19 protein-coding genes and 1 riboswitch are annotated in these 17,305 nt (G+C 36.3%); of the genes, 6 read left to right on the top strand and 13 right to left on the bottom strand.

The features are described from left to right. Window positions 1-95 precede the first annotated feature (95 nt). The gene (locus tag MKY78_RS16200) at window positions 96-1,310 is read right to left on the bottom strand and encodes an NAD(P)/FAD-dependent oxidoreductase (protein ID WP_339214157.1); all 1,215 of its coding nucleotides are present in this window, start codon (window positions 1,308-1,310) and stop codon (window positions 96-98) included. A 269-nt stretch (window positions 1,311-1,579) separates the two neighbouring features. Here MKY78_RS16200 and MKY78_RS16195 point away from each other — a divergent pair, with 269 nt between their 5' ends. Next, window positions 1,580-2,569, top strand: a complete 990-nt coding sequence (locus tag MKY78_RS16195) for an NAD(P)/FAD-dependent oxidoreductase (protein WP_339214156.1) — start codon at window positions 1,580-1,582, stop codon at window positions 2,567-2,569. A gap of 644 nt (window positions 2,570-3,213) precedes the next feature. Here MKY78_RS16195 and MKY78_RS16190 read toward each other — a convergent pair. From MKY78_RS16190 to MKY78_RS16180, 3 genes are all read right to left on the bottom strand, one after another. Then, complete coding sequence (locus MKY78_RS16190; protein ID WP_339214154.1) at window positions 3,214-3,570, bottom strand: iron-sulfur cluster assembly accessory protein; 357 nt, start codon at window positions 3,568-3,570, stop codon at window positions 3,214-3,216. Window positions 3,571-3,647: 77 nt separating this feature from the next. Then, window positions 3,648-4,502, bottom strand: a complete 855-nt coding sequence (gene dapF / locus MKY78_RS16185; protein WP_339214152.1) for a diaminopimelate epimerase — start codon at window positions 4,500-4,502, stop codon at window positions 3,648-3,650. A 10-nt stretch (window positions 4,503-4,512) separates the two neighbouring features. Then, a complete protein-coding gene (locus MKY78_RS16180; protein WP_339214150.1) occupies window positions 4,513-4,851 on the bottom strand; it encodes a YuzD family protein in 339 nt (112 codons plus the stop codon). 296 nt (window positions 4,852-5,147) lie between these two features. Between MKY78_RS16180 and MKY78_RS16175 the strand changes: the two genes are divergently transcribed. Further along, window positions 5,148-5,372: a NifU family protein gene (locus MKY78_RS16175; RefSeq protein ID WP_010095023.1), complete on the top strand. Its 225-nt coding sequence runs from the start codon at window positions 5,148-5,150 to the stop codon at window positions 5,370-5,372. A gap of 132 nt (window positions 5,373-5,504) precedes the next feature. Here MKY78_RS16175 and MKY78_RS16170 read toward each other — a convergent pair whose 3' ends face one another. Then, window positions 5,505-6,482: a hypothetical protein gene (locus MKY78_RS16170; protein ID WP_339214147.1), complete on the bottom strand. Its 978-nt coding sequence runs from the start codon at window positions 6,480-6,482 to the stop codon at window positions 5,505-5,507. A gap of 84 nt (window positions 6,483-6,566) precedes the next feature. Here MKY78_RS16170 and MKY78_RS16165 point away from each other — a divergent pair, with 84 nt between their 5' ends. Continuing rightward, window positions 6,567-7,067, top strand: a complete 501-nt coding sequence (locus tag MKY78_RS16165; protein WP_339214145.1) for a phosphatidylglycerophosphatase A — start codon at window positions 6,567-6,569, stop codon at window positions 7,065-7,067. Between the two features lie 264 nt (window positions 7,068-7,331). Here MKY78_RS16165 and MKY78_RS16160 read toward each other — a convergent pair whose 3' ends face one another. Both MKY78_RS16160 and MKY78_RS16155 read right to left on the bottom strand, forming a co-directional pair. Next, on the bottom strand, window positions 7,332-8,102 hold the full coding sequence (locus MKY78_RS16160) for a TIGR01457 family HAD-type hydrolase (protein ID WP_339214144.1): 771 nt from the start codon (window positions 8,100-8,102) through the stop codon (window positions 7,332-7,334). An 11-nt stretch (window positions 8,103-8,113) separates the two neighbouring features. Continuing rightward, complete coding sequence (locus tag MKY78_RS16155; RefSeq protein WP_339214142.1) at window positions 8,114-8,551, bottom strand: DUF86 domain-containing protein; 438 nt, start codon at window positions 8,549-8,551, stop codon at window positions 8,114-8,116. 157 nt (window positions 8,552-8,708) lie between these two features. On the opposite strand from MKY78_RS16155, the gene MKY78_RS16150 reads away from it, so the two are divergent. Continuing rightward, entirely contained in the window at window positions 8,709-8,990 is a 282-nt protein-coding gene (locus MKY78_RS16150; RefSeq protein ID WP_339214140.1) for a hypothetical protein, read from the top strand. A gap of 57 nt (window positions 8,991-9,047) precedes the next feature. Here the strand turns inward: MKY78_RS16150 and MKY78_RS16145 are convergent, their stop codons facing one another. Continuing rightward, window positions 9,048-9,320 carry a YutD family protein gene (locus MKY78_RS16145; RefSeq protein ID WP_339214139.1) on the bottom strand — a complete coding sequence of 91 codons (273 nt, stop codon included), beginning with the start codon at window positions 9,318-9,320 and terminating at the stop codon, window positions 9,048-9,050. Window positions 9,321-9,459: 139 nt separating this feature from the next. On the opposite strand from MKY78_RS16145, the gene MKY78_RS16140 reads away from it, so the two are divergent. Next, window positions 9,460-10,029, top strand: a complete 570-nt coding sequence (locus MKY78_RS16140; RefSeq protein WP_339214137.1) for a YhcN/YlaJ family sporulation lipoprotein — start codon at window positions 9,460-9,462, stop codon at window positions 10,027-10,029. A 42-nt stretch (window positions 10,030-10,071) separates the two neighbouring features. Then, window positions 10,072-11,043, top strand: a complete 972-nt coding sequence (locus tag MKY78_RS16135; protein WP_339214135.1) for a M23 family metallopeptidase — start codon at window positions 10,072-10,074, stop codon at window positions 11,041-11,043. Between the two features lie 198 nt (window positions 11,044-11,241). Here MKY78_RS16135 and MKY78_RS16130 read toward each other — a convergent pair whose 3' ends face one another. From MKY78_RS16130 to yunB, 5 genes are all read right to left on the bottom strand, one after another. Then, a complete protein-coding gene (locus MKY78_RS16130; protein WP_339214134.1) occupies window positions 11,242-11,346 on the bottom strand; it encodes a MetS family NSS transporter small subunit in 105 nt (34 codons plus the stop codon). A 1-nt stretch (window position 11,347) separates the two neighbouring features. Continuing rightward, complete coding sequence (locus MKY78_RS16125) at window positions 11,348-12,880, bottom strand: sodium-dependent transporter (protein WP_339214132.1); 1,533 nt, start codon at window positions 12,878-12,880, stop codon at window positions 11,348-11,350. A 311-nt stretch (window positions 12,881-13,191) separates the two neighbouring features. Further along, on the bottom strand, window positions 13,192-14,727 hold the full coding sequence (locus tag MKY78_RS16120; RefSeq protein WP_339214130.1) for a Na+/H+ antiporter NhaC family protein: 1,536 nt from the start codon (window positions 14,725-14,727) through the stop codon (window positions 13,192-13,194). A 137-nt stretch (window positions 14,728-14,864) separates the two neighbouring features. Further along, window positions 14,865-15,040, bottom strand: a riboswitch (Lysine riboswitch). 173 nt (window positions 15,041-15,213) lie between these two features. After that, window positions 15,214-16,338: an IS4 family transposase gene (locus MKY78_RS16115; protein WP_339214128.1), complete on the bottom strand. Its 1,125-nt coding sequence runs from the start codon at window positions 16,336-16,338 to the stop codon at window positions 15,214-15,216. A gap of 165 nt (window positions 16,339-16,503) precedes the next feature. Then, window positions 16,504-17,283, bottom strand: coding sequence for a sporulation protein YunB (yunB, locus tag MKY78_RS16110; RefSeq protein WP_339214127.1), 780 nt, complete (start codon window positions 17,281-17,283; stop codon window positions 16,504-16,506). Window positions 17,284-17,305 lie beyond the last annotated feature (22 nt).

Raw genomic sequence — 17,305 nt, 5'->3', positions numbered from 1 at the left:
CCTTAGTCACATACACATTAATTCTATAAGCATTTCATAAAAAAAGCAAAGACGAAATACAAACGCCTTTGCTCCTTTTGAATTACGATATGGAATTAATAGAAGAAATTAAACTTACCTTTTTTCAGTAATAATCCAATTCCACCTAATTTCAATAGGTAACGATTATCACTCATTTTCTTCATGAAGGTAGCTTTCCAACCGAATAGCTTCTTATCACCAAATACTACACCCATGCCATCATTATGACCTAGAGATGCTAATGTACCAAGTGATTTGAATTCGAAGCCTTCCAGCTCTCCGTGTCCTTTAACAAGTGATACTAAATTATGAGCGACTGTAGCAGATTGTTGAATCGCAATCTGTGCAGTTGGTGGGAATGGTCTACCACTTTCTTCGTTCATAATTAATGCGCAATCTCCAATAACAAATACATTGTCAAATTCAGGTGCACGCATATCTGGACGTACTTGAATCTTTCCACGATTTGTTTCGAAGCCTGATTTCTCAACGATTGTATTCGCTTTAACCCCAGCTGCCCAAACCGTTGTAAGTGTTGGAATTTCATGAAGCTTGCCGTCTTTTTCGTAAACAACAGCATCTGGCTTACTTTCTTTAAGTAGTGCGCCGGTAATGAATTCAACTCCACGTGCTTCAAGTGAATTCATTGCGTATTCTACTAGCTCTGGATCAAATCCTGGTAATACGGTAGGAGCACCCTCTACATTGATAATACGAACTTGTGATTTATCAATATCATACTCTTTACATAACTCAGGAACTTTGTTCGCTAATTCTCCTACAAATTCAATCCCAGTAAAACCGCCACCACCAACAACAATGTTCAAGCGTGCAGGGTTTTGATCTTTGTGATATTCAGCAAAGTTAAACTCAAGATGTTCTCTGATTAAGCGAGAAGAGTTAATATCGTTAATCATTAACGCATTCTCTTCTAGTCCAGGAATACCGAAAGTAGCTGATTCAAATCCTAAACCAATTACAAGATAATCGTAATCTAATTCGCCATTTTCAAGTTTTACTTTGTTTTCATTCGGCTTAATTTCAACAACCGTATCTTGAACAAAGTTAACTTTATGCTCATTAATAACGTCTTTGATTGTTATTCTAGCTTGATCTTGATGAACTGTCCCAGCTGATACTTCATGCAACCATGTAGTTTGATAATGGTAGTCATTTTTGTTTACTAGAGTAATGTTAGCTTCACTAGCATTTAATGACTTCTGTAATTTTACAGTAGTCATCATTCCGCCATAACCTGCACCTAAAACGACAATGTTAGGCTTTTTCATACATCATCACATCCAATTTTATTATTTATCTATTACTTTTGTATGTGACAAATTTCACTTAATAGAATAATAACAGATGAGAACAGTAATTATAGTGGGTTGTCACATAAACGTAATATATTGTCCATCCTATATAATAGACCTTTTCCTAATAATTTTCAAGCCTTAATTTTATTTGCTAATCTTTACTAATAGAAGTCTGTTCCATTACAAGTACAGTAAATTTGTGTTACTATGTTATTGGTATTTTCCAAAAAGGAGGTCATGGGATGTCTGACAAAGTATTTGACGTTACTATTATCGGCGCAGGTCCAGCAGGTTTATTTACAGCTTTTTATGGTGGGATGCGTCAAGCAAGTGTAAAGATTATTGAAAGTTTACCCCATACTGGTGGGCAGTTAACTGCACTATATCCAGAGAAATATATATTTGATATCGCTGGTTTCCCTAAGGTTCGTGCTCAAGAACTAGTGGATAATTTAGAGAAGCAAGCACAGATGTTTGACCCTACCATCGTACTTGGTCAATCAATTGAAACAGTGGAGCGCCTTGAGGATGAATCGTTCAAGCTAACTTCCAACACGGGTGAAATTCACTATACGAAAACAATCATCATAACAGCTGGAAATGGTGCGTTCCAACCACGTCGTTTGAATATAAATAATTCCGAGGATTATGAAGGAATCAATTTACATTATTATGTAAAAGACATGAATCGCTTTAAAGATAAGAAAGTCGCTATTCTTGGCGGTGGGGACTCCGCTGTAGACTGGGCATTAATGCTTGAACCAATAGCGGAAAAAGTATCATTAGTCCATCGCCGCAACGAGTTTAGAGCACATGAGCACAGTGTAGAGCAATTGAAAAACGCAAACGTAGACATACTAACGCCATTTGCTCCAACTAATATTACTACTTCCGATAAAATTGAAGCAATTCTTTTAGAAGAAGTAAAAGGTGATCGTCAAATCGAACTTGAAGTGGATGATGTCATTTGTAATTATGGTTTCATTTCAACGTTAGGACCGATTAAAGATTGGGGTCTGGAAATTGAAAAAAATAGTATCGTCGTTAACACCAAAATGGAAACCAATATCCCAGGTATTTATGCAGCAGGCGATATTTGTACATACCCTGGAAAAATCAAATTAATTGCAACTGGATTCGGTGAAGGTCCAACTGCAATTAACAACGCAAAACAATATATTGATCCAAAAGCAAGGGTACAGCCAAAGCATTCAACAAGTATGTTTGAATAACGTACTAATCTTTCTGTAATTCCTAAAAGTTTGGTTGATTGTTATATGAAGCATAGAAAAGCATGGAGAGGACTTTTGACCTTTTCATGCTTGCTTTTTACTGTACCATTTTTAGCTTTTTATTACCCAACCTTCTAGATATAACAAGTGGAAGATTATATAACTTAGAACAACCATTACTCTAACTAGAACGGTTATTCAAGATTCTATTAGTAATTTATGTGATGTAAACCCTAATCGTCGTCACTAATAACAACCCCTCCATCTATTAAATTTCCAGCTCCAACAAATGGCGGTTTATTTAGGGTAAGCCAGCCTAGAGCTACGTTCAACTCTATATTATGGATGTAAACCAGCCCTTACCGAATGGTAAGGGCTTTTATAATTCGAGTAACTCATCATAAAACCTTCTGTCTCCTCCATCGAATAATAACCAATTAGATAAAATATGTTCAGCACCATACGTGCTCCCTAAACATTATGTATTAACTTGTTATCGTTCTATGGTTATAGAATATTACAATCAAAGATAAAAAGCCTGATTGGTAAAACTCTATACCAATTAGGCTGTCTAAAACTTTTATCGAATAAAATAGGTTAAACATTGTTATATGTTATTTTCCACTTAAGCTTAATGGATTTCCTTAACATTTCTCAGGAGCGCCTACGGTTTCCTTCGTACGGAAAGAGGATCCACAGCCACAAGAAAGAATCGCATTTGGATTATCAATGCTAAATCCGCCACCCATCATATTCTGCTTATAATCAATGGTTGTTCCTTCTATAATAGGAATATCTTGTTTCGATATCACAACTGGAATACCATTTATTTCTTCCACAAGATCTAATTCATCATTAAGTTCCTGATCAAAACCGAGTGAATAAGATAATCCGCTGCAGCCGCCACCCTTTACACCAAAGCGAAGACGTACATTGCCTGTTTCACTTTTCATCATTTCTTTAATTTGGAGACTTGCACTATCTGTTAGCGTTAAAACCATCTTGATTCCTCCTATCCAAATCCTTGTATCAAGTATACCTACTTGTTTAGCTAGTTTTCAAATAATAAGATTTACCATTAACGATAATGGTAAATACCCGTAGCAATAATATCTGCTCCTCCATTCATCCAAACATTATCATTCTCATCCCAAGTAATAAATAAATCTCCACCATCCAGGTGTACGGTTATGGTCTTATGTTTCGGAATCAGTTGATTTAGAGTTGCAGCCACTACAGCCGCACACGCTCCCGTACCACAAGCCTGTGTGACCCCTGAGCCTCTTTCCCAAACTCGAAAGTTCAATTCTGATTCATTTATTACTTCAACAAACTCTACATTTACCCCTTCTGGAAAACGCGGATCCTTTTCAATTGTTTCCCCTAGCTCATATAAGGGAGCCTTGTTAATATCCTCAACCATAAACACCGCATGGGGATTCCCCATCGAAACTGCAGTAACCTTTAATTCCTCTCCAGCGACAATAAAGGGTTCATTTACTACCTTTTCCTGCTCCTTACCTACCATCGGAATTAGAGAACGTTTCAAAATAGGCTTACCCATATTAATCGTAACCTCTTTTACTTCATCCCCTGTCAGCTTAACTTCTGCTTCCACATTTCCAGCTCTTGTTTCAATTTGAAATCTAGTATCCTGAACAAGCCCGGCTTCATAAGCATATTTTGCTGTACATCGTAATCCATTTCCACAGCTCATCCCTTCAGAGCCATCCTTATTAAAAATGCGCATCCCTATTGGCGCAACCTCACTGGGGTGGATCAAGATCAAACCGTCAGAACCAATCCCGGTATTAACATTCGAAACTTTTTGGGCAATATCAGATAAATGCTCTTCTGCTATTTCAAATTTAAATAAATCGAGATAAATGTAATTATTGCCTAATCCATGCATTTTAATAAATGGTATTTCCATCGGTAAGCCCTCATTTCATTTCGTCTAGCATTTTCACGTGGCATTGATCCAATGCTTCATAAATTGTTTTCAGTCTTGGAATGCCTTCTGCTACCATCTGATTATTCACGAAAACAATCGGATAAAATAAATCTTCCTCCAAAATCCGTTCCACAAATTGCTGATGTTTCTCATCCTCCTGTGGAGAATTTATATCGACATATTCATAGCGAATTTGATCCACTTCATATTTTCTTGCAATTGCTGCTTGTAACCATTCATATGTGTCTTTAGAGCCCGGAGCACCAACACAACTAGCACATATCTGTTCAGCTCCATATACGGTAATTACTACATTGTTCTTATCCAATAGTTCCTCCCCTTCCCCAAGTTACATAGTTTCTTTTATTTTACAAAACCTTACTATAAAGATAAAATAATAATAACTAATATATGTAATTTGTTACGTTTAGAAAAAGAACCTTCTTGTATTTGGATACAAAAATACAGGAAGCTTTGTATGTTGGAAGTCAGCGGATAATTGCATTCCACAGCGTGTCTACTGTGAGGAAATCATTAGATTCGCCGATACATTCGCTCTATAAAAAAATAGATTTTTTGTCTAAACAACTATATAATGAAGGATAGGAAAGGAGAAGATGGATAATGCGTGAACAAGTTCAAGAAGTATTAAACAAATTGCGCCCATTCTTACTACGTGACGGTGGAGATGTGGAATTAATTGATGTTGATGATGATGGCATTGTACTTCTTCGTCTCATGGGTGCATGTGGCAACTGCCCAAGCTCAACGATTACATTAAAAGCAGGTATCGAGCGTGCATTAATGGCTGAAGTACCAGGTGTAAAGGAAATCGAACAAGTATTTTAAATATATCTTTAAAGCAGACAACATAGGTTGCCTGCTTTTTTTATTGCTAGAGGTTATTTACCAATGATTTCTCTCTAATCTTTGATATTAACAAACGTACCGGACCCGATTAGATATCTCTTCTCAAGATTTCTATGGATTTAACCATTTTATAACAGGCAACTCATACTTTCTATAATCAAAATTCAAATACTCAAAAAGCCTCGCTAATCGTTTTTCATACTGTGCTTGTTTCTTAATCCATCTCTTTAATTCTTTATAATACTGCTCGTAATCCTCTCCCTTAAAGCTCGCTTCGACAAAATCATATAAATGAATAGGGTAAACCAGTCTTGCATATAATAATCTCCAACTAAAAATAGATAATGCTCGATTCTCTTGATAATCCGTGATAAAGGTAAAAATTTCTTCCTCATTAAAGTCATTCTCCATCAATTTATAACGAATATATTCAGCTAAATCTCGTGTTGGATGATCATATACTAATTCGTCCGTCCAAATTACTGGTTGAGCCAAATGATCCTTGTATCTGCGAAATGCAAATACTCCTTGATCACCTTGATGAAATCGTTTATCACTTTCACTCTCCTGTAAATATTGAATAGCATTCTCGCTTATTCCAATTATATAAGGAAAGACATCCACTAATAAGCGATAATATTTATTATGCATAGAATCGGCATCTTGCTTAATTTTCTGTTCATAGGCTGTTAATTTTTTGATCCATAACTCCTTCCATTGGCCATAACTAGAAATTTCTTGTGGTTCATAACTGTATGTAGCCGTTTGGTTATGAAACTCCGCTAATAACGTTCCAGGTGATTTCACAATTTTATCTTGGACTGCCGGTACTCGTAGCACCAAATATGGATGATGATCTTTTTCAACAAACCAGCTTTTTCCCATCGTTGGTATTGGAACTGCTGTATGATTATAACCAATTTCGGAAAGATAATAGGCAAGTGCTGCTTGCTCTAAATGAATCATTTCCTTGTTTCTTGCGGAAATGATAAAATAAAAATAATCATGATCCCTAAATCCTTCTCTACCATTAATTATTACTTGTTCTGTTGCATGAACATTATAATTAACTAACAATATTTCTTTCATCAAGATTCCCTCCCACACACCATTACTATAAATGTATGAGAAACTTAGCTAATCTTAACCATTAAAAGGAGAATCAGTACTATCATGGGTAAAAAAATTAACCAAAGTGCGCTTGAACAAAAAGCTAGAGAGTTATTAAAAGAAAGAGGTGTCACATTAAAGGACATTGCTGAGCTAGTGTATTACTTACAGTCAAAATATCATGAAGACTTAAGTATGGAGGATTGTCTATATAATGTAGATCGTGTATTAGAAAAACGAGAGGTACAAAATGCCATCCTTACGGGTATTCAACTCGATAAGCTTGCTGAGCAGAAGATGTTAGAAGAACCTCTGCAGACAACAATCGAAATTGATGAAGGTTTATATGGAGTAGATGAAATAATAGCATTTTCCATTGTTAATGTTTATGGTTCAATCGGCTTTACGAATTACGGTTTTATCGATAAACAAAAGCCTGGAATCTTACAAAAACTGAATGACAAATCTACTGGTGAATGTCATACCTTTCTTGATGATATAGTTGGAGCGATAGCAGCTGCGGCTTCCAGTAGACTAGCCCACGCTGCAGAGGATGCTAAGTAATCGTTCATTTCATAGGTCATACAGAATAGCACGTATTTAATTCGGAAATACACCCAACCGCTAGCGAAAAAACATTTGCGGGGCCTTCAAATTATAAACTCCGTACATGAATCGTATTTCTGGAACAAAAGAATTTATCTTAAATGAAAAACCGAATGACGAGCTAGTATCGTGTATCATTCGGTTTTTCCTTTAATTCATTTAGTTATGTCCGAGCCTCGTATCATTCTAGAAAGAAAACGATGCACGCTACACCCTTTTCCCCTATCCTTTAAACCATTCACTTAAATCTCGGATAAAGTAGGTAGGCTTAACGGGTAAGGATTCATACGCTTCAAATGGTGTAACTCCAGTAAATACCATCAATGTATCAATTCCAGAATTAATGCCAGCTTTGATGTCTGTATTGTAATTATCGCCAACTAAAATAGTATTTTTCTGCGTTGTTCCAAGAACCTCTAATGCCTGTTCCACAATAATTGTCTCTGGTTTACCAATAAATTGCGGTTCTACACCTGTACTAACTGACACGACCGAAGTAAGTGCGCCATTTCCTGGCATCAGACCCTGTTCTGTTGGTAAGGCATTATCACTATTGGTAGATATAAAGGCCGCACCATTACGAACTGCAAGTGACGCTTTCGCTAACTTTTCATAGCTTATATTGCGATCAATCCCCATCACGACTACATCGCAATCACTATCATCTGTTACAGTTAGCCCCTCTCGTTCTATCGAATCAAACAACCCTATCTCGCCAATACAATAACAACGTCCATTAGGATAATGTTGTTTAATGTATTTAGCAGTAGCCATACTAGTGGTAAATACATTCTCTGGATTTGATTCAATCCCTAGCTGATTTAGTTTTTCCGATACTTGAGCCTGGGTTTTGGATGAGTTATTTGTTAAAAATAAATAATCGATGTTCCGTTTGTTTAACTCTTGTATAAATGCTGGTGCCTCATCAATTACTTCATTTCCACGGTACATTGTTCCGTCTAGATCAATTAAATAGCCTTGATAATCCTTCACTACAATTCTCCTTACTCTTTCGTAAATGCATTTGCCACGTCAAGTTCATTTTTTAAATAGTCGCGAATTCTGGCAGTGAATTGGTTAAGAACTGCATGGTTTGTTGAGATGACCTCATTTAATTCTTCATGATTCACATGTAAATAATCTTTAACCAAGGTTTTCCTTAGTTCAATTACCGCTTTATAAGCACTGCTTTCTGATTGAGGAATTACCTTTTCATCCTCTAAAATATCAATAATATCCTCATAACTACCTGGATCTCGCATAATAAAACCATCTATCATCATATTTCCAACATCAATAATAGACTCGATTAATAATTGAACTAACCTTTCTAGTGCGAGTTTTTCCTGATAAGAATCGACTTTCAGTTCTTTATATTCTTTCAAAAGATGCTCAATAAATTGCAAAGTATTCTCTACCTTTTTTCTATCTACAAAGTACATTATACGACCCTCCAGCTTAGTTTACCTATCTATCATAGCATAAATTATAAACGCTTATGTCTTTAATACTACCGCAAAATAGTGAAGAAACCAACAAATGGAAAAGTAATTTTTAAGTCCACGGAAATGATATAAAAAAGAAAGGGTTGAGAGGATAATGGGAAAAAAAGACAAAAAACAATTCTCTGATTTTTCTAATGTACGGGACCAAAAAAATTATCTAATACCAGAGGAATTTCCAGAAGGAGCATTTGGTTCGACCGTCAACAAGGATGAAGTAATCCAAAGTAAATCAACACCATGGGAGGATGGACAGCGAAGATTAAGTGCATTTGTATATCCATATAAACAGTTACACGAAGATCTTCCTAGGCAAATAGAAGGATCACACCCCATTCATGATCACCCTGACGATGTCAATCCTGAACAAGAGGAGTGATCCTTTGCCTAATGGACAGGCCATTTCTATGTAGAGTAAAATGGCCTGTCCTATGTATTAATCCTTTTTCTGAAGGACAAAGTATGCACAGCCGAAGTTACAGTATTCATATAGGTAATCGTCTAACGCATTGATTTTAGAGTCCTCGGAAGCCTTTGAATTATGGTTATGATAAAAACCTTTTAAACGGAGTTGATCATAGCCCCAATCTCCAACAATAAAATCATACTTTTTCAAGATGTCAGAATACCGATCTTCTAGTGCTTTTTGTTGAAATCCATCTTTTACATTTTCAATTAACTCGTAATTTTTTCCAAATAGTTCGATCAAGTAAACTCACCCCTCATGCATTGTATATAGTTTACCATACTTTTACTAGTTACATCTATTCTGTTTTTTATTGCATGAATTCTTATATTTACAACAAACTATGATTAGTTCTACTTGTAACGAATAGGAGGTATTAGACATGTTACGTTTATTAAGCATCTTAGCACTAGGAATTATCCTAACGGCTTGTGCACATACGGATTACTCCTCTGGTGAACGAGAGCAAATGTTAGATGAATTAGATCCCAACAGGGAAAATAAAACCCAAAACACGTCAAACGTAAATGATAAATTAGGCTTTGTTCACTATACTAGGGATCAATTGAATATGGATACGGAAGAAGACCATATTGCAACCATTAATCGTACACAAATGGCCGATATGATAGCCAGATTTATTCTTAGAAATGAAGCATTTAACCGGGTGGCTACTTTAGTAACAGATGAAGAGGTATTAATTGCATATGATCATGACGAAGGAATGGACCGCGCAATCGCAGCTGATATCGCAAGTAAAACTGCTAAATCTATTCTTCCTGGTTTCTATGATGTGTATGTTTCTGATAATCAGGCACTAATTCAAGATATCCAAAGCTTGCATAATTCTTCTACTCAGAATAAAAACTATGATAACACCATTGATCAAATTATTTCACAAATGGAAAAGTCACCACAAGGAAGACAAGATAGTGAGGAGACAACGGACTAACTAATCGTTAGTCCAATTCCTGTTCCAAAAAGAGGTGAAGAAATGAAAATTAAAACATACTGTCCTGTCTTACTACTTTTTACTATTCTTTGCATCCTTCCAGTATCTGTATTAGCTGATGAAAAAAAAGAAGAAACTATCTATGACCAGCGATTGGCTTTATATAAAAAAACAGAAGCCCTTACAGAAATACCTTGGTATTTCATTGCTGCGGTAGACCAATACGAAAGACAAATACACAAGGATATTGAGGAAGACCAAGTAATCTCCATAAGAATACCTGATGAGGTATGGTATGGAGCTGGGAATAATTCCACGGACCTCAATACCATTCAATTCTTTCAGGGGATTGGTAAGGATGGAAATGGAGACCATAAGGCTGACCCTACTAATGGTGAAGATGTGCTATATACTATGGCTTCCTATATTAAACAATATGGTTATACAGAAGAGGATTTTAAAATTGCCTTATGGAATTATTATCATAGAGATTTAACGGTACAAACGATTAAGAATACAGCTAAAGTTTTCAAACAGTTTAATGGTATCCATCTTACTGACCGTGATTTTCCCGTTGCCACTAATTATAATTATAGTTACCGAAATACATGGGGGGATCGTAGAGGGTTTGGTGGAAATCGAATACATGAAGGTACAGATATATTTGCTGATTATGGAACACCTGTCCATTCCACTACGTATGGGGTTGTAGAGTTGAAGGGATGGAATTTATATGGTGGATGGAGAATTGGTGTCCGAGACATTTTTAATATCTATCATTATTATGCCCATTTAAGCGGATATGAAGAAGGGCTTAAAGTCGGACAAATTGTAAAACCAGGTGATGTAATTGGAAGAGTCGGATCAACAGGATATGGACCTCCTGGTACATCTGGAAAGTTCCCACCACATTTACATTATGGAATGTACAAAGATAATGGATACAGCGAATGGTCCTTTGATCCTTATCCATATTTACGAAAATGGGAAAGAATGGCAAAGAATAGAAAATAGTTAAAAAGTAAAAAGTCCAAAGTAACCATTTCTAAACAACTAACTGGCAGTATGAAAAAGGAAGAGGCTTGAACAAAAGAATTTATTTTAAAGAAAAAACCGAATGATAGCAATGACCATGCTCCGGAGCTAGTATTGTATATCATTCGGTTTTCATTTAATTCTTTTAGGTTATGTCACAGCCTATTCCATTTTACATTATTTTGCTTGCTTCGCTGTTGTTTTTACTGCCCACCAAATACTTGTTGCTAAACCTCCCCAAACGATGACAATAGATAGTATCATAAAAATAATCCAACTCATCTTATTGTGCCTCCTTTTTGAGCGATTCATCTTCTACTGAGGGCTTTTTCCACTTTGTTACGGCCAGAATAATACCAATTACTAATGCTCCAATTGCTACGGCCCAACCACCCCAAAGGATGAATGCATCGGAGAACCCCCCATAGTTACCAGTCGGAGTATCAAATTCCTTTAATAAATTCTGCTTTAATAACCTAACCATCATAAAACCTAATACTAATGGCGTAATAATAGTTAGACTTATCGTCCACCAAGAGCCCAGCTTTATGTCAGAAATTTCGTTCGCATGTTCTTTTAAGCTTTTCAGTTGTCTTAGAATCCATGCAATTAACACCACTTCTACTAAACCAATTAAAGCAACACCAAATTGATTAATAAAGTAATCTGCAGCGTCTAGGAAATATAGCCCACCTTGTGTAGCAAATAGAAGGGAAATCAGTGCTGCTAATCCACCACCAAATGCCACTGCTTTCGTTCTCGATATTTTAAATTTATCAACTAATCCAGCTACATAAGTTTCGGTAATGGAGATTAATGATGATAACCCTGCTAATACAAGTGATGCAAAGAATAAGAATCCAAAAAGCGAATTCAGTCCAGGGAATTGGTTGATAATTTCAGGAAATACAACAAACGCTAACCCAATTCCATCCGATACTACCTCATCCACTCCAACTCCTTGTTGTGCTGCCATAAATCCAAGTACTCCAAATACACCAATACCAGCAAGAATTTCAAAACTAGAGTTACCAAATCCTGTAATAAATGCATTATTCGTTATATCTGATTTCTTTGGTAAATAACTGGAATAGGTAATCATAATCGCAAAGGCTATCGATAAACTAAAAAAGATTTGCCCATAGGCCGCTACCCATACATCTGCACTCATAATCTTACTAAAATCTGGTGTAAAGAACGCTTCTAATCCATCTAAAGCACCAGGTAGAGTAATTGCCCGAATAACGATAATTAGAAAAATAACAATCAATGCCGGAATAAAAATACGGTTAGCAATTTCAATACCTTTTTTAACACCTTTAAAAAGAATTCCTAATGTGATTACCCAAACAAGTAGTAATGGAATTAATACACCAGGAACCATACTACCTATTTCACCAGGTGCAACCGTACGCTGTAGGTATTCTTCCATTAAAAATCCACCTGTATCCTCCCCCCAATTTAAATTGAAAGAGAATACCGAATAAGACATTGCCCAGGCAATAATAACTGAGTAGTATGTGGAGATTACAAAGGCAACTAAGACTGCCCACCAACCAATAAATTCTGTTTTCTTATTCATTCTTCTAAACGATAATGGAGCAGATCCACGGTGTTTATGACCAATTGTAAATTCCATAATAAGGATTGGAATCCCCGCAGTTAATAACGCAAACAAGTAAGGGATTAAGAAAGCTCCTCCACCATTTTCATAGGCTACAGCAGGAAAACGCCAAATGTTTCCTAGACCAATAGCAGATCCAACTGCAGCCAAAATAAACCCAGCTCTTGTCCCCCATTGAGAACGTGTTTCCATTCAAAGACCTCCTCATGTTATTTTTTTCTCATTACACTATGTAAAGTGTTAATAAGTCAGGTGAGTAGCTATTCTAGCCATTTCAGTTGTGTTAGTTTTCTGAAATTACTGAACTTGTCTGTATTATAACGGTACTTTTTACTTATGTCAAAGTATTTTTTAAATTTTTTGTTTATTGAAAATTTGGGAATTTATGGATAAAAAAAGAGTTTAACTCTACCGCAAATAACACCACAAGGTAGAGTAAATCTACCATGTGACATTATTAAAGATAGTGTTAAACTCTAGATTATTTCTCGATTACATTATACTTACTGCTTCTTATTAAGTGTATAGACGATTAATCCTATTAGAATAATGATACCAATCGTAGCTAATAGTCCTACTAAAAGACTACCTGTTACCCCAATTAAGATATAACCGATAATGGAAGCGACCGCTACAATACATGCGTATGGTAGTTGCGTAATCACGTGATCAATATGATTAGCGCCTGCTCCAGTTGAAGAAAGAACCGTTGTATCCGATATTGGTGAAACATGATCTCCAAATACTGCCCCAGCCAGCACTGCAGCTAATGATGGGATAATTAACTCCGGATCTGCAATTGCCATGACATTAGCGGCGATTGGCAGCATAATTCCGAATGTTCCCCAAGAAGTACCAGTGGACAACGCCATCAGACCTGAAATAACAAAGAAAATGACTGGTAAAATACTAGGACTAATATTAGCATTTTCAGCTACTACTGCTAGATATTCACCTGTTTCTAAAGTAGAAATAATCGAACCAATCATCCACGCTAATAATAGAATATAGATAGCTGGAAGCATTGCTTTAATACCTTCTACTAATACAATCCCCGTCTTCGTCTCTTGTTTTCCCTGCCCTAAATATAATAGACAGGCAACGAGTACTGCAGCAATACCACCAATAAATAAGGAGAAGTTAACATTCGTATTCTCAAAAATAGAAAGTATTGTGACCGCGTCACCACTTGCTCTTGCTCCAGTGATTATCATGGAGCTTATCGTCGTAATTAATAAAACAATGATCGGAATTATTAAATGATAAACGCTTCCCTTTGCACTTGGCTTGAATGCATTCGTTAAATCTCCTGGAACAGTTTTTCCTTTAGGAATAACTTCACCAGTTGTTATGGCATGATTTTCATGCTTTTTCATTGGTCCAATATTTAAGTTAAAGAAGGCCGTTATAAAAACAAGTAATAATGCGCCAATTGCATAGAGATTATATGGAATCATTCTTATGAATGTCTCTAATGGCTGTAATCCTGTCATTACTACTAATCCACCAACAACTCCAATGAGATAAGCTCCCCAGCTAGAAATCGGTGATATAACCGTGATTGGTGCTGAAGTTGAATCGATATAGTATGCTAGCTTTGCACGTGAAATATTATGTCTATCTGTTAAAGGTCTTGCAATCTGTCCAACAGCTAAGGCATTAAAATAATCATCGATAAATATAATAATACCTAAAATCGGAGCCATAAGCTGTGCCCCTCTTCGTGTCTTAATTCTAGCCACCATCCAATTACCGAAGGCTCTGCTGCCTCCTGACGCTTGCAGTAAAGCAGTCATCATTCCTAATAAAAGTAAGAATCCGATTAACTGAAGGCCGCCAGTATTAAGTGCTCCATCTGAGATGAATATCCCATAAAATGCACCCCAGATTTCCTTTATACTACCCCACACATAAAAATCGTGAATCAATAATGCACCTACTGCAATTCCTACTCCTAATGACAAGAGTACCTTTCTTGTTAATAAAACTAAAACAAGCATAATAATTGCGGGAATAAGAGAATAAATTGTTCCTTCCATATTACTACCTCCATTGATGTAATTAGTATGTGCTGTGTGACCATGGAGATACGCTTGTCAAAATTTCTTTTTCTACACAAAAAAGCAATGATAGAAAATAACCTATCATTGCTTATGCATATACGTTATCCTCCATTTCGATCTGTAGTTCTCCATGCCCATTTCCAGCATGACAGTGTGCCTCTTATTCAAAGACACCCCAGCAATAATAAGTTCGACCCTTATTACGCTTCGGCAAACGAGCCTTTCATCAATAATCATCGTTGTCATTCTCCTATTGATTACTCATCTTGTTCGCACCTCTACCTCACCGATCTGATAAGGTTTATTATGAAATTATCACTAGCGTTGCATAAATAATGTCTGAATTTTCCGGTTATTATTCTCTTCTTTTTTGATGAAAAAGAAAGACAACTAAGCAAAAGTAGTAAACATCCATTTTTTTACTATAACGTCTTAACTAAGTATCAACGACAACCAATTGCTTTATGGAACACTTTTTCCCTCGATCTTGCGTATCCATATATGCGCAGATTGCCACAAGACAGCCTTTAAATAGCGACTGATCTGTAAATAGGTGCGTTGACTATTGGTTTCGAGTTGTATCAACACGTTTAAACAGTACACGATCATCGCGATGTAGACTTGATTATGTACAGCTTGTTCACTCTGACCATAAAACTTTTTAATATTTAAGTGCTGTTTCATCCACTTGAAAAATAGTTCGATCGCCCAGCGAGATTTATACAGTTCTGCGATTTCATCTGCACCTAAATCAAAGCGATTAGTCAGTAAATGCAACTCATTTCCTTTGGTATCCATCACTTTCAACAGTCTAAATACATTCTCTGAACGATTTTGTGTCGTACCAATCACTACTATTTCATCGGATAAAACAGACGAATCTTCTGGTAAAGAGCAGGTTTCTAATGTACGAGTGACCGCATTTTTGCGCAAGCGTGAGACGAAAAAGTAACCGTCGTCTGTCATACGATCAAACCGTTCGTAATCCAAATAGCCTCGATCAAACACATACATACATTCTTTATCGTCAACCAATACTTCGAGTTGACCTCGATCGTGTTCTTTCGCATTCGTGAGCTTGGCTTCATCGGGATAGGAACAACCTTTTTCCATAAAAACAAGACGCAAATGGAGTTTGACACCGGCCTTTGTTTTACGGAAGTTTGCCCAACGGTGGTTATTCAAGCTTAACGGTAAGGTACTTGAATCGATGATTTTGAGTGGTGTTGTCCTTTTTCGTCTGGTTTGAAAGTCAGATTTGTCGTGAATTTGCGCTACCAATCGAAGAAAAATGGCTTGAAAAAAATCTGTCGGAATTTGATTGAGTCTCCTTCCTAATTGGGAGAAGCTAATGGCCTCCAAATTGGTGGCATCTTGTAAATCTTCCGAGAAGACACAATCGCTTAAAGCGCGTAAACTTTCCGTTTCATGAAGCTGTGCATACAACAATAATTTCAAGAAAGATTGGGTATAAAGCTTTTTCGTATAGTAATCTAATTGATAGTTTTCCACTTGTTCCTGTAAAAAGTCAGATGAAATAAGCGAAAACCATTGTTCAAATGATGTTTTTCGAGTAAACTTATCCATGTGTTTGTCCTTTATTTTGGATTTGGATCGGTTTACTACCATCCAACCATTATAAAGGATTTTTTTATGAATAAACAATATATCAGAATATTTTAATTTTTATATGTTTGCAAATTATTTTAATGCGACGCTAGTGTGAAATTATGAATATACTATACTATGATTTTAATCATCTTGCAAGTCTTCTTTCGGAACTGCGATAGATGGATTCCCACTTGTACCTCCAAAAAATTCTGGTACTTCACCCATTACTAAGTTTTTGTCAATCAATATTCTAGTACTTACTTTTGTCACTTCCGTTGTAAATGGTATAACAATTTGGACATCTGCCTCTACCTGAACATAGAGTGAAACAAAGACATTATTAATCCCTAATTGTTCTTTTTCCTCTATTAATTCTGTCTCAACACTACCTACTAGCTCTAAATTTACCGGTAATCTTGGACCTAAATTAGCTAATATAGAATTCCCAGTTGCTTGGCCTATTGGTATTTCGATTACGGTCGGATCACGGTCAACAAGTTCTTCCACCGTATCCCCATACACGTCTGGTTCTCCAAGAGGGTCGCTATATTGGGGAGGAGTTCCTCGATTCATACTATGAAAAAACTCTTCCACACGGTCAGTTGCTGCTCGATTGATTTTATTAACAACAGAGGAATCCCAACCAACTATCGATATATAACCAGCCTCATTTGTTTCTGTTATCGCTACATCTTCAAACGTATATTCTTCCGCAAACTTAACTGCAGAATTAATACCTCTAGTGGCAAATTCCCTTGTTTTTGTCTCGGCAACTTCCATGATGGTCGGGGTTATTTTCTTATCTATAAATTCTAAGCTAAAATACGTTATCACAATAACTAATATAAATGAAATCATTAATATATATCGCGATGGAGGTGTTGTTCTTCCACCTTTAAAACCGATTCGATGCCTTCTCATAAAAATACCTCCTCAGTACAAA

The sequence above is a fragment of the Ornithinibacillus sp. FSL M8-0202 genome, assembly GCF_037975285.1.
Classification (GTDB): domain Bacteria; phylum Bacillota; class Bacilli; order Bacillales; family Amphibacillaceae; genus Ornithinibacillus; species Ornithinibacillus massiliensis.
This window is presented reverse-complemented; position numbering and strand designations above follow the sequence as displayed.

What these genes read in the sequence shown, in the direction of transcription:
- MKY78_RS16150 (WP_339214140.1), top strand. Translation starts at nt 8,709, where the DNA reads ATGGGAAAAAAAGACAAAAAACAATTCTCTGATTTTTCTAATGTACGG.
- MKY78_RS16190 (WP_339214154.1), bottom strand. Translation starts at nt 3,570, where the DNA reads ATGGTTTTAACGCTAACAGATAGTGCAAGTCTCCAAATTAAAGAAATG.
- MKY78_RS16170 (WP_339214147.1), bottom strand. Translation starts at nt 6,482, where the DNA reads ATGAAAGAAATATTGTTAGTTAATTATAATGTTCATGCAACAGAACAA.
- yunB (WP_339214127.1), bottom strand. Translation starts at nt 17,283, where the DNA reads ATGAGAAGGCATCGAATCGGTTTTAAAGGTGGAAGAACAACACCTCCA.
- MKY78_RS16135 (WP_339214135.1), top strand. Translation starts at nt 10,072, where the DNA reads ATGAAAATTAAAACATACTGTCCTGTCTTACTACTTTTTACTATTCTT.
- MKY78_RS16195 (WP_339214156.1), top strand. Translation starts at nt 1,580, where the DNA reads ATGTCTGACAAAGTATTTGACGTTACTATTATCGGCGCAGGTCCAGCA.
- MKY78_RS16125 (WP_339214132.1), bottom strand. Translation starts at nt 12,880, where the DNA reads ATGGAAACACGTTCTCAATGGGGGACAAGAGCTGGGTTTATTTTGGCT.
- MKY78_RS16165 (WP_339214145.1), top strand. Translation starts at nt 6,567, where the DNA reads ATGGGTAAAAAAATTAACCAAAGTGCGCTTGAACAAAAAGCTAGAGAG.
- MKY78_RS16175 (WP_010095023.1), top strand. Translation starts at nt 5,148, where the DNA reads ATGCGTGAACAAGTTCAAGAAGTATTAAACAAATTGCGCCCATTCTTA.
- MKY78_RS16120 (WP_339214130.1), bottom strand. Translation starts at nt 14,727, where the DNA reads ATGGAAGGAACAATTTATTCTCTTATTCCCGCAATTATTATGCTTGTT.
- MKY78_RS16130 (WP_339214134.1), bottom strand. Translation starts at nt 11,346, where the DNA reads ATGAGTTGGATTATTTTTATGATACTATCTATTGTCATCGTTTGGGGA.
- MKY78_RS16115 (WP_339214128.1), bottom strand. Translation starts at nt 16,338, where the DNA reads ATGGATAAGTTTACTCGAAAAACATCATTTGAACAATGGTTTTCGCTT.
- MKY78_RS16200 (WP_339214157.1), bottom strand. Translation starts at nt 1,310, where the DNA reads ATGAAAAAGCCTAACATTGTCGTTTTAGGTGCAGGTTATGGCGGAATG.
- MKY78_RS16140 (WP_339214137.1), top strand. Translation starts at nt 9,460, where the DNA reads ATGTTACGTTTATTAAGCATCTTAGCACTAGGAATTATCCTAACGGCT.
- dapF (WP_339214152.1), bottom strand. Translation starts at nt 4,502, where the DNA reads ATGGAAATACCATTTATTAAAATGCATGGATTAGGCAATAATTACATT.
- MKY78_RS16155 (WP_339214142.1), bottom strand. Translation starts at nt 8,551, where the DNA reads ATGTACTTTGTAGATAGAAAAAAGGTAGAGAATACTTTGCAATTTATT.